The 11,483-nt window shown below is 51.1% G+C and carries 13 protein-coding genes; 12 read left to right on the forward strand and 1 reads right to left on the reverse strand.

Annotated features, from left to right (window positions below; all coding sequences use genetic code 11):
* The 5 genes from FS806_RS15205 to FS806_RS15220 form a co-directional block, all read left to right on the forward strand.
* A partial coding sequence (locus tag FS806_RS15205) for an IS3 family transposase (RefSeq protein WP_144938187.1) occupies nucleotides 1-910 on the forward strand: 910 nt, incomplete at its 5' end.
* Nucleotides 911-1,088: 178 nt separating this feature from the next.
* Entirely contained in the window at nucleotides 1,089-1,289 is a 201-nt protein-coding gene (locus FS806_RS26215) for a hypothetical protein (protein ID WP_062494053.1), read from the forward strand.
* 124 nt (nucleotides 1,290-1,413) lie between these two features.
* The gene (locus FS806_RS15210; protein ID WP_222126675.1) at nucleotides 1,414-1,851 is read left to right on the forward strand and encodes a hypothetical protein; all 438 of its coding nucleotides are present in this window, start codon (nucleotides 1,414-1,416) and stop codon (nucleotides 1,849-1,851) included.
* A 212-nt stretch (nucleotides 1,852-2,063) separates the two neighbouring features.
* Nucleotides 2,064-2,450, forward strand: a complete 387-nt coding sequence (locus FS806_RS15215; RefSeq protein ID WP_062494049.1) for an ArsR/SmtB family transcription factor — start codon at nucleotides 2,064-2,066, stop codon at nucleotides 2,448-2,450.
* Nucleotides 2,431-4,563: a heavy metal translocating P-type ATPase gene (locus tag FS806_RS15220; protein ID WP_062494047.1), complete on the forward strand. Its 2,133-nt coding sequence runs from the start codon at nucleotides 2,431-2,433 to the stop codon at nucleotides 4,561-4,563. The genes FS806_RS15215 and FS806_RS15220 overlap by 20 nt, the downstream gene beginning before the upstream one ends.
* A 197-nt stretch (nucleotides 4,564-4,760) precedes the next feature.
* On the opposite strand, the gene FS806_RS15225 is transcribed toward FS806_RS15220, so the two are convergent.
* Nucleotides 4,761-5,090, reverse strand: coding sequence for a hypothetical protein (locus FS806_RS15225; RefSeq protein ID WP_062494045.1), 330 nt, complete (start codon nucleotides 5,088-5,090; stop codon nucleotides 4,761-4,763).
* Nucleotides 5,091-5,280: 190 nt separating this feature from the next.
* Between FS806_RS15225 and FS806_RS15230 the strand changes: the two genes are divergently transcribed.
* The 7 genes from FS806_RS15230 (at nucleotide 5,281) to FS806_RS15260 (ending at nucleotide 11,481) form a co-directional block, all read left to right on the forward strand.
* Nucleotides 5,281-5,676, forward strand: coding sequence for a MerR family transcriptional regulator (locus FS806_RS15230; RefSeq protein WP_062494043.1), 396 nt, complete (start codon nucleotides 5,281-5,283; stop codon nucleotides 5,674-5,676).
* Between the two features lie 3 nt (nucleotides 5,677-5,679).
* The gene (locus FS806_RS15235; protein WP_062494041.1) at nucleotides 5,680-6,009 is read left to right on the forward strand and encodes a YnfA family protein; all 330 of its coding nucleotides are present in this window, start codon (nucleotides 5,680-5,682) and stop codon (nucleotides 6,007-6,009) included.
* Between the two features lie 236 nt (nucleotides 6,010-6,245).
* Nucleotides 6,246-8,585 carry a type IV secretory system conjugative DNA transfer family protein gene (locus FS806_RS15240; RefSeq protein WP_260982106.1) on the forward strand — a complete coding sequence of 780 codons (2,340 nt, stop codon included), beginning with the start codon at nucleotides 6,246-6,248 and terminating at the stop codon, nucleotides 8,583-8,585.
* A gap of 183 nt (nucleotides 8,586-8,768) precedes the next feature.
* On the forward strand, nucleotides 8,769-9,650 hold the full coding sequence (locus FS806_RS15245; RefSeq protein WP_144938190.1) for a replication-relaxation family protein: 882 nt from the start codon (nucleotides 8,769-8,771) through the stop codon (nucleotides 9,648-9,650).
* 5 nt (nucleotides 9,651-9,655) lie between these two features.
* On the forward strand, nucleotides 9,656-10,474 hold the full coding sequence (locus tag FS806_RS15250) for a conjugal transfer protein (protein ID WP_144938193.1): 819 nt from the start codon (nucleotides 9,656-9,658) through the stop codon (nucleotides 10,472-10,474).
* 35 nt (nucleotides 10,475-10,509) lie between these two features.
* Nucleotides 10,510-10,767 (forward strand): hypothetical protein, encoded by a 258-nt coding sequence (locus FS806_RS15255; protein WP_144938195.1) that lies wholly within the window; start codon nucleotides 10,510-10,512, stop codon nucleotides 10,765-10,767.
* A 6-nt stretch (nucleotides 10,768-10,773) separates the two neighbouring features.
* Nucleotides 10,774-11,481: a TcpE family conjugal transfer membrane protein gene (locus FS806_RS15260; protein WP_144938197.1), complete on the forward strand. Its 708-nt coding sequence runs from the start codon at nucleotides 10,774-10,776 to the stop codon at nucleotides 11,479-11,481.
* Nucleotides 11,482-11,483 lie beyond the last annotated feature (2 nt).

Below are 11,483 nucleotides of genomic sequence, written 5' to 3' on the forward strand. Positions count from 1 at the left end.
AGATTCTAAAAAAAGCGATGCACATCTTCGCAAAAGACCGGAACTGATCTTTTCGTTTATTCACAAGCACCGCTCCATGTATCCGGTGTCGGAGATGTGCAGGATTTTGAATGTATCCCGGAGCGGTTATTATCAATGGACCCGGCGCAAGGAAAGTGAACGGAAAAAACGCCGCGCACAGTTGAAACAGCAAATTAGCCGCATCTTCCTGGAATCGCGCCGTCTGTATGGCAGTCCGAAGATCGCTCAAGTCTTGCGCCAGCAAGGCGAGCGAGTTTCCGAGAAAACCGTCGCCCGCATCATGCAGGAGTTGGGGCTTAAGTCGCGCACCGTCCGAAAATACAAGGCGACGACGAACTCGAGGCACAACCTGCCGGTGCATGACAATGTGCTGAACCAGCAGTTCACAGCGCAAGCTCCCAACCAAGTCTGGATGGCGGACATCACGTACGTTCCGACAGACGAAGGATGGCTCTATGTCGCGAGCATCATGGACTTGTACACACGCAAAATCGTAGGCTGGTACGCTGATGAGCGGATGACCAAGGAACTGGTCTTGCAAGCTCTGGACCAGGCTTACAGCCGTCAGCGGCCCAAAGGTAAGGTTCTTCATCATTCCGATCGGGGCAGCCAATACGCTTCCCATGAGTACCAACAACGGCTGCTAAAATACGGGATGAAGGGCAGCATGAGCCGCAAGGGCAACTGCTACGACAACGCCTGCATCGAATCGTTCCACAGCGTACTCAAAAAAGAACTCGTTTATCTGGAAAAGTTCAAGACCCGCAAGGAAGCGCAAAGTAAGATTTTTGAATATATCGAGTTTTTCTACAATCGCAAACGAGTCCATTCGGCGATCGGGTATCTCACACCCACTCAATGCGAACAAATGTACGATTGTGTTGCGTAATTTTCTCGATTCCATGTGTCCAATCTATTGACAGAGGTCCAAAACAACCAGAGTCTTTAATGGTTACAGGGGGGGATGAGATCCCTCCTTTTGTATCTGGATTCATGTCACAATGAACGAATTCTCGATTCCGTTTTGGATGGGGCGATAGCCAGAAGGAATCGTTTGATGAAAAAACATGGCATCAACGATTTACTCCATGAGGGTTAAGAGAATCTGGTCGAAAGTAAATAATGAAAAAGCGCTCGACTTTCCTGTTATGGAGAGTTGGGCCTTTTTTATTGGATTTAAAAAAGTTCTATATGAAATAGAACCTTCGCGGAAAAAGGTTCTACTAAAAGTTCCAACTTATCCCACCATGGCGCCGGAAGTACAATGAAATTGCAAAGGCACTCACCGGTGAGCCTGTTGTCAAAATGAAAATAAAGGATGGATGACAGGTGAAAGATTGCCAAAACGGAAAAATGGATGATAGGAAGAAAAAGCGGACGCCATACGGAAAAGTGGAAAGATGGTTGACGAAATATCCGTCCTGGAAAACGCGAATCGAAACGTTGAAGGCTCAGCTGGAGCATATACCGGGATTGGCGCAGCGATTGGACCTTGTGCCGATTTACGGAAAAGGACAGCCCAATGAAAGCATACCGAACGAGATCATACGCCGGTTTCAGATCAGGGAAAAGGAGCTTCCGCGATTGGAGTTGCGGGTTAAGCTTATCGATATTGCCTATTCCGGGTTGCGTGCCGAGGAGAAGGAGTTCGTCAGGCTCAAATATTTTGAGGAAGTTTTGAACCCTTCGATCATGGCGGAACTCAGCTGGTCGCCCCGGACGTTTTATCGCAGGCGAATTGAAGTGCTCAATAAAATATATGATTCGTTGGGACGTGAAGATGCTCACTACTGGTTTGAGGGAGTGGAGGATGAGTCCGCGGCGGATTAATGTTAGATGACAAAGCTTAAACAGAAAAATAAGAACGAGGCTAAGTGGCCTTTATAAGTTCATTAGTGGAGATATCGGCATGCGATTGAATCGTCTAATTTGCATGCTGTTATTATTTTCTAAGACACTCAAATTAACATTTGACTGAATAAAAAAATGGGAGTATGATGATCATATACTCAAATGGTTGTTTGATTGATGGGGGTCCTTGAATGACTCAAAAAGATACATGTGAACTGTATTGTTTTGATGAAGTTAAGGTGCAACGCGTTCAGAACACGCTAATGGAGCATGATATTTCAGGCATGGCGAATATGTTTAAAGCGCTCGCCGATGAAACGAGAATGAAAGTGGCATTTGCTCTGTGCCAAGAAGATGAGCTCTGTGTCTGCGATGTGGCCAATATCATTGGTTCTTCGCTCGCGACGGCTTCGCATCATCTGCGAACGTTAAAAAAATTGAACCTTGTCAAATACCGCAAAGAAGGAAAGCTGGCGTTTTATTCTCTGGAAGATGACCATGTGCGTCAGCTCATCAAGCTCGCTTCTGCACATCGTGAGGAGATGATGACCGTTGAAAATGAATACGCCAAACCATAATGAAAATAAAAATGTGTACCGGGTTCACGGTTTTACTTGTACCAATTGCGCAGCCATTTTTGAAAAGAACGTAAAAAATCTCCCTGGCGTTCAGGATGCGCAAGTAAACTTCGGAGCATCCAAAATAACCGTTTATGGTAACACGACGGCAGAGGAATTGGAAAAGGCAGGAGCGTTCGAGAACCTAAAGGTAACACCTGAAAAAGAGCGAGTCATGGAAAAGAAAGAGCCATTTTGGAAAGAAAACTGGCACGTACTCGTTTCTGCTTTGCTTCTGACCGCCGGGTATTTTTTTGGTGAGCGGTATTGGGAAGAAAGTCTGCTTTCATCTTTAACCTATGGCGCATCCATTCTGATCGGTGGTTATGAATTGTTTAAAAAAGGCATCAAGAACCTTTTCCGCATTCAGTTTGATATGAACACGTTAATGACCGTAGCTATTTTAGGGGCTGTTGCCATCGGCGAATGGGGCGAAGGAGCGACGGTCGTTATTTTGTTTGCCATAAGCGAAGTATTAGAGCGGTATTCAATGGAAAAAGCCCGGCAATCGATTCGCTCGCTGATGGATATTGCGCCGAAAGAAGCGTTGATTCGCCGCGGCAGCGCCGAGCTCACGGTAAACGTCGAGGATATCCGTGTCGGAGACATTATGATCGTGAAGCCCGGTCAAAAGCTTGCGATGGATGGAGTCGTCATCAAAGGATCGTCTGCCGTCAATCAGGCAGCCATTACCGGCGAATCGATTCCTGTCGCAAAAAGCGTTGATGATGAAGTGTTTGCAGGCACGCTTAATGAAGAAGGGCTGCTGGAAGTCAAAGTAACCAGAACGGTCGAAGATACGACCATTTCCAAAATCATTCACCTGGTGGAAGAAGCGCAAGCCGAGCGGGCTTCATCACAAGCATTCGTTGACCGGTTCGCGAAATATTACACGCCGGCGATTATGATTGCGGCAGTGCTGGTTGCCGTCATTCCGCCTCTGATCGTTGGCGGCAGCTGGGGAGAATGGATTTATAGAGGATTGGCGCTTCTTGTTGTAGGCTGTCCTTGTGCTCTTGTGATCTCCACGCCGGTGTCGATCGTGACGGCGATCGGCAATGCGGCGAAACGAGGCGTGCTCATTAAAGGCGGCATACATCTGGAGGAAGCGGGACGAATATCCGCTGTTGCCTTCGATAAAACCGGAACGCTGACAAAAGGCGTGCCGCAAGTGACGGAAATAATCACGTTTGGAGAGAATGACCATGATATTTTGAAAATCGCTGCCATTCTTGAAAAAGGCTCGCAGCATCCGCTTGCTTCTGCGATTTTAAGAAAAGCAGAACAAGCAAATGTTGATTTCAGCTCGGATGCTGAAGAATTCATCTCCATCACTGGTAAAGGGGTAAAAGGGAAGGTTGGCGGACAGCTTTATTACATCGGCAGCCCAAAACTTTTCACTGAGCTGCACTCATCAATGGATAAAGAAGCTCTAAAACAAATCGATGAGCTGCAAAACCAAGGGAAAACGGTCATGGTGCTGGGTACAGAAGAAACAATTCAGGCTCTTATCGCGGTCGCCGATGAAGTGCGGGATTCCAGCAAAAATGTTCTTCAAAAGTTGCATGATCTTGGCATCAAGAAAACCATCATGCTCACCGGCGATAACAAAGCAACCGCCGATGCCATCGGCAAGCGATTGGGCATTGCAGAAGTCAAAGCGGAACTGTTGCCGCAGGATAAACTAGAGTATATTAAAACGCTTCGCACCCAGTACGGCAATGTCGCCATGGTTGGTGATGGAGTAAACGATGCTCCTGCCCTTGCCGCTTCCACTGTCGGTATTGCGATGGGAGGCGCCGGTACGGATACAGCTTTGGAAACAGCGGATATTGTCCTGATGGGTGATGATTTAAGCAAACTGCCGTACACCATGAGCCTCAGTAGAAAAACACTTTCGGTCATCAAGCAAAACATTTCGTTCTCGCTTGGAATTAAAGTTTTGGCAATGCTATTAATAGTTCCTGGATGGCTTACGCTGTGGATGGCGATTTTCGCCGATATGGGAGCAACCTTAATTGTTACACTTAACAGTTTACGATTGTTGCAAGTCAAAGACGGTAGCAAAAGCTGAGCTAAAGAGAGGCAAATGGTACAAGCGGCCGCTAAGGCGGTCTGCTCAGTAGGGAATGGATGATCAGTCCACGGCGGATTAGTTGTTAGCGGAGAAGCTATATACAGAAAAAATAATGACTGAATACAGGCCGAAAGGCCTATTTTTGTTGACCTTTTCGACCGAAATGTTGAGAAAAGAATAAGACCCTGAATTCATCAAAAATTGTTTTGATGTAATTGAAGTTCATGCAATAGAAAGTCCTTGATTCCCATAGGTCCTGATAATTCTAACCTCACATTATCGTCATGATTAACCGCAATCGCGATCTTTAAAAAGGGGCAACATTTCAATTCGAAGGGAATCCATTTCCCCAGATACTGCAGGAGCTGACCTTCTGCATTGGGGAATATAAAGGAATATCCATCCGCTTGCTCATCAATTTTGATTAAATGTTTAAAGATGCTTTCCCTCAATTGTTCATACTCCGACATTTCCTCTTCTGAAAAAGATAGCCTGTGACATGCAATATCGCACTGATCAGACATATTCAACACCCTCCGATTTCTTTTTTTACAATTGAAGTTCCCATAAGTAATGCAAGCATCTTTTTGTGTATGAGTTTGTCATCTTACCCAGCGTCTTCAATCCATCTTTTCATTGCTGGATCACCTCCTTGTCGTATATATTGAGTATCATAAAACTTAAAGTTAACTTTAAGTAAAGGGGTTGGATTTTATGCTGTCTATTGGCGAAATCGCCAGGTTGAGTGATGTTCCGGCTTCGACTTTGCGTTATTATGAAAATGTAGGATTGATTCCCAAAGTAAGTCGCAGAAGCGGGCAAAGAAGATATTCATCAGATATCCTGCAACGCATCCGTGTCATTAAGACGGCACAACAAGCAGGGTTTCATGTGCAGGAAATTTTCGTGTTGCTTGAGGGCTTCGATTCGAATGTTCCCCCGTCGGAACGCTGGCGATCCATGGCTCAGAAGAAAAGACTTGAATTGGAAGAGAAGGAGAGGCAAATCAAGATGATGCAACAAGTATTGGAAAATGGGTTGAAATGTTTTTGTTTATCTTGGGATGAGTGCTTTGTAAATGTTGACTTGGACGGAAATGGAAGGAGATGAGACATGGCAGCGGCTATACTTCTGTTTGTTTTGGCCGGATTAGCTGAAATTGGCGGCGGATATCTTGTCTGGCTTTGGTTAAGAGAATCCAAACCGATAGGGTACGGCATAGCGGGAAGCATCGTGCTGATCTTATACGGGATTATACCAACATTTCAAAGTTTCCCGAATTTCGGACGCGTGTATGCTGCGTACGGCGGTGTTTTCGTGGTGCTTGCGGTTTTGTGGGGATGGTTAATCGATAGGAAAACGCCAGATCTCTATGACTGGATCGGAGCAGTCATATGCATTGCAGGGGTTTCTGTAATGTTATGGGCCCCTCGCCCCCAATAGAGTCCAGGGCCGTAATTGATCGTAAATTGGCGCAATTTTTTCAGCAATAGAGGAGCACAACGAAAGCAGACTGCAAAAAAATAGGCATAACATTGGCAAAACAAAGGCACTGCAGCGGCACCACAATTCAGGATTTTTCTGGTATGATGCTATCATCGGGAGAAAAGGGACAAGCCGGAAACGGTCGTTGTTCCTTTTTCTGCTTTGAGGAAGGGAGTTGATCGAACACTTTTGATTTGCATAAGGAAAATCGAATACGTTTACGGAGGGAGGGGGTAGCGATGCTCTCTTTTTTGTTTTCGCGCTGGTGTGAGCCGGGGCGCGGCAAGCACAAGCTGACCCTATGGTTCGAAGCGATGCCCTCCTTCGACGCCGCGCCGATCGACTTCGCCAAGGCGGTGCGTTTTGCCAGGCATATCAGCCAGCTCGGCCATCCCCGATTCAAGCGTCTTCGGTACGGACAGATCTATTTTCGTTTCTTGATCCAGTGTGCAGGACCTGCTGGACGAGTACGAATCTACTTTTCTGTCCCCGACATTCGCTGGATGGGGTTTCGTACGGGCTTTCATACGCAGGTGTCCGGGATCTATTTGCTCCCGGTGGAAGCGCCTGTGTTTGCCGCTGATTCGGGCAAAAACGTGATCGTTGCCGAAGGACGTCCGGCGTACAAGGGAGCGCTGTCAGTCGCTGCCATTCATCCGGCGGGCAAAGACCCGGTTAACGAGATGATCGCGGCGATGGGAGCGGGAGAGCTCAAAGCGGGCGAGGAGGTATGGCTGGAGCTGGCGTTTGCGCCGGCTGGCAAGCGCCTCCTGCAACGCCGTGTCCGCAAAGCGGAAGCGTGGCTGCGCTCCCCGGCGAACGAGCCGGTGTCGCTGAAAGCGATCTGGCGGGAAATGAACACGAACCAGAAGGAGAAACGAGGGCCGCGAGAACTGACCGCCCATCAGCAGAACGTCATGCGTTCGCTTCAGAGCAAGCAGGACGAGGACGAAATCGGGCTGTGGACGGGATTTCGCGTGCTCATTCGATCGCATGCGGCCAAAGCGAGGCTGCACACGATGAACGACATGCTGCAGTCGATGAGAAGCGGTAACGGCATTGTGTTGCGTCCCGTTCGGGGAAAAAAAGCGATGCTTGCGCCTGGCGTGCCGTCGAAGAAGCTGCTGTTTACCTCGGAGGAGCTCGGCTGCTGGCTTCGCATACCCGCCTTTGGCGATCCGGCTGCCGCGCATATGGAGAAGATGCATGCCAAAATCGTACCTGCGCCTGTAGGCTTAAACCACGGGCTATTTATTGGAAAAAGCAACGTGCCAGGCGCGGATCAAGAGATCCGCATGCCGGTGAACCAGATGCTGAAGCACGCTTTCCTTGCCGGAACGACCGGATCGGGGAAAACGTCGACACTGCTCTCCATTATGACGAATATGGTGGAAGACTTGGAGCGTTCGCCGGACCGAGCACCGGGCTTTACGTTTCTCGATCCGCACGGAGGGGCGATCGAAACATTGCTGAGCTATATTCCGAAAAGTTTGTACCCGAAACTGCACATTGTTCCGCTGGGACACACCGACCGGCCGCGCGGCTTCAACTTGTTTCAAGAGGCGCATGCGGATATGCGGGAAAGCCTGACCGGGGAATTTGTCACGACGCTGCAGCAGCTTTTTCCCGGCTCCCGGCCGCGGGCGGAGCATTATCTCCGCAACGCCGTGCTCAGCTTGTTATCCGTGCCGCCGCAAACGGTGCTCGGCATAATCGACATCTTTTTTAACGAGACATACCGTAAAAAAATACTGCCGGATCTGGACGTGCATTTGCGGCATTTTTGGCTGGAGGAATTTGCGCAAATCAAAAACGTGGGCGAGCATCTCGGCCCGATCCTGAACAAGCTAGGTGCCTTGACGACGTACCCAACGTCGCGGCGGATGCTCGGCCAGCTTCACAGCAGCATCAACACTCGACAAGTCATGGACGAAGGCAGGATCGTGCTGATTGATGGATCCGGCTGCGTGCCGGATTTGCTGAAGATTTTGGCCAGCCTGTTTTTCATCGACTACCACTTTACCTGCCGCAAGCGGCCGCAGCATCAATCGAGGGCGCACTTCTTTTTTGCCGATGAAATGCACCTGTTTGCGACGGACATTTTGACCAAAATACTGGCCGAGGACCGCAAGTTCGGCTTGTCGTTGTTTCTGGCCACGCAGTATTTGTCTCAACTGTCCGATCGCATTCTGGAGGCGATTCTCGGCAACGTAGGCACGCTCATGCTGCTGCAGCTCGGCGGGCCGGACGCGGACAAGCTGTCGCGCTGGCTCAAGCCGCAAGTCACGAACGCCGATTTGATGAACCTGGCCGAGCTTCACGCCATCGTGCGCACGAAAGGCCGCGAAGGACGGATCGAGCTGTTCACGGTCAAAAACGATGTTGTCCCGATCCGGAATGAAGCCTTGATCAATGAGGCATGGGCACATTCGGACGAGCAGGACGGACGCGCTGTGGAAGCGGTCGAGCAGGAAATGAAGCGCTCGGGTCTCTCCGGTATGCCGGAGGCGGTCGATTTTCCGATTTTTGGTTGACATCGCGCCTGGAATGTTGGAGAGCGTCTTGGAGAGAAAGTTTAAGGGAAGCAAGGAGAGAAAGTTCGAGGGAAAACTGCCGCTTCCGCATAAGGCAAATTTGCGCGGTGCGGCGCACGAGCCGGGCGAAACCCTGATCCCGACTAACTCACCACATGCCCCGATGGAAAGGAGACTCCGCATTTGTACTACGAAGCAAAAAAAGAAACGCAGGTGATGCTGTACCGGCACACGTTGCTGACGGCGGAGCAATTGGCGCTCAGCCTGAACTACAAACCGAAGACGATCTACAATATCGTCTGTGAAATGAAAGAAACCGGAGTGATCCGGCCCATCCGCCTTCCTTTTCTGAAACGAAACCATGTCGGATATACCTTAACGGCCAAGGGGGCAAGAGGGGTAGCCGGTCTGGTCGGGGATGAAACGGTGTATCGGGCGAAAGCGTGGGAAACCGGACCGGTGCAGATCGAGCATTTTTATGGAACGAACGCTTTTTTCACGGATTTGATCCGCCATAGCCTTTCCCGAGCAGAAGAGGGGATGATCGAATGGCTGGACCCGAGGTCGGCTGCCGAACGGTACGTGCAGACAAAACCGTCGGGAAAAGCAGCCGCTCCGGTCAAACCTGACGGGTTCGGCATGTACCGCTTTCCGGACCATGGAAGGCTGGCCTTTCATCTGGAGTACGATACGGGCACCGAAACGCTGTGGCGCTTAAAAGACAAGATGGTTCACTACGGAACGCTGCTCCCGAAAATATGGCCGAAGGTGGAAGCGGTGCACGTGCTGTTCGTGACCAAAATCGAGAGCCGTCCGAAAACGCTGATCGATATTTGGGATGCATTGCGAAAGGGAACGTTCAGCCATGACCGTTTGCCGAACGTATGGACCATCAGTGAAAGCGAGTGGAAACATAACGGACCGGGGGCGGCGAAGTGGCTGGGCAGCGGAGGACAACGCCGGAGCTTGGAGGAAATGCCGCTTTTGCCTATCCAGACAGACCATGCCGGTCTGCTGCTCGGCAAACAGCCCAGAGAGCAACCCCCCATCATCAACAGGAGGTGAGGCGGATGGATGTTCGTTTGCTGCCCAAGCTGCTGCTGTGGGTGATGCTGATCGTTTCCAGTCTGGGCGCGATTTCCACGCTCTTGCGAACGGAACCCGACCCGGCGCCAGCCATCCTCAAGAAGACAATGGAGCAGCAAATGGCGGTCCATACGGCGCTCAGCTTTGCTCGCGAGTGGATGCGCTGGGACGGCGAGGAACTGCCGGAAGCGCGCATGCAGCGGCTCAAGCCGTACGTCAATCCGGATGCTCTCGCACGCGTTGCTGCTCTTCAGGCGGAACAAAAAACGAAACGGCAGGAAGTGATCGCGGCGGAGTTCGTGTCCTCGTCCGCCAGCGGGGGATCGCACTATGCGGTTCTTGTGAGGGTCATCGCGGCGAATCCCGAACGGGTCGTATGGGAAGTCGAGGTGCCCGTATGGGCGCAGACGGGCAAGGGCGCTGTGGTGGCTGCGCAGCCGCTCTTCCGCCCGCCGCAGGAGCCGCCCGCCGTTCCGGATACGGGAAGCGGAGAACCGGCTGCATCTGCGGATGTTAAACAGCGGATGCGTCCGGCAATCGAAAGCTTTCTAAAGGCGATGTGCGAAGGCAAGGATGCGGACAGCCTGTTCAATTACGTCACGACCGGCGCAAACTTGAAGCCGCTCGAAGGCCGGATTCGCTTTATCGCGCTGGAGCGGTTGGAGGTTGCCGGAACCGGACCCTACAAGGTCACGGTTACGTTTACTGCGCAGGATGCGGCAACGGATTTTCGTGTGACTCAAGTGTGGAAGCTGGCGGTGACGGAGGAGAACCGGAAGTTTTTTGTAGGGAGCGTAGAGTAAAACGGCTTATCCAGTTCATTGAGGGGGTGGGAAATGTGGAAGGGGATTTCGTCAATACCGGTCTGCTCGTCATCAAACGGCTGCTGCAAGCCATTTTCCTCACGATTGCGATATACCGGGGCGTGAAAATGTATGCGAGCGGTGAAACGAACCGGCTTTGGTCGCACATTATGCTGTCGGTCATTCTGGGCATTTTCGTTTTTGCTCCCGGCATTGCCAAGTACCTGGCGCTTTATGTGCTGAAGACGCTCGGCATTTCCGTGGAAGGGCTGACGGACACGACCGGAGGGTGAGAACAATTGGACGAGCATGAGAAAACGGAGTCATACCGCGCCCTGTACCGGGTTCGCCCGCTCATTTACCATATCGGCGACATTCGCTTGTGGATGCCGATCCGGCAGGATGGCGTTGTGCTCTGGTTTGTGTATATCGGCGTGTTTTTCATCTTTTGCTACGTGTTTCCGGTGCTGACATGGCTGCTTCCTGTCGATCGCACGATCACGATGGTGGTCGGGCCGATTGCCGCCGCATACTACACGGTCAAACTGGATCCGGCGGGGAAATCGGTGCCGCGCTATGTTCGGGACATCCTGCATTTCTTGGTGCGGCCGAAATGGTTTGTCCGCTGGCAGGCGATCCGTCAACCCGGAGGGAAACACAGGATCCGGTTTGTTGGCCGGTGCCGGCCGTATGAACGGATCTCGTTGCCAAAAGGCGGCGAGGCATGGAGCGGCAGCAGCGGACAACTACACGGGACGGTCGAGGGATTGCAGACGCTTTGCCTTCCCGCAAACGTGCGCATCCGCTGGCGCGGGCGAAGCGGAAAACTTCATGTCACGCCGCTGATACGGCCGTCCAAACGGGCGGTCGTTCCGCCAGTGGTGCTGGAAGGAAAATCGCGGCGGTCGATGTCATGGATGACATCCGCTCCGGTGCAAGTTGAAAGAGAGAATAGAGATAAACATTTGGAGATATGGAAGGTTCGAAAACGGAGCGACATTCATTGATA

Origin of the sequence: Paenibacillus sp. 32O-W (genome assembly GCF_007679495.1) — a bacterium.
Taxonomy (GTDB): Bacteria; Bacillota; Bacilli; order Paenibacillales; family NBRC-103111; genus Paenibacillus_L; species Paenibacillus_L residui.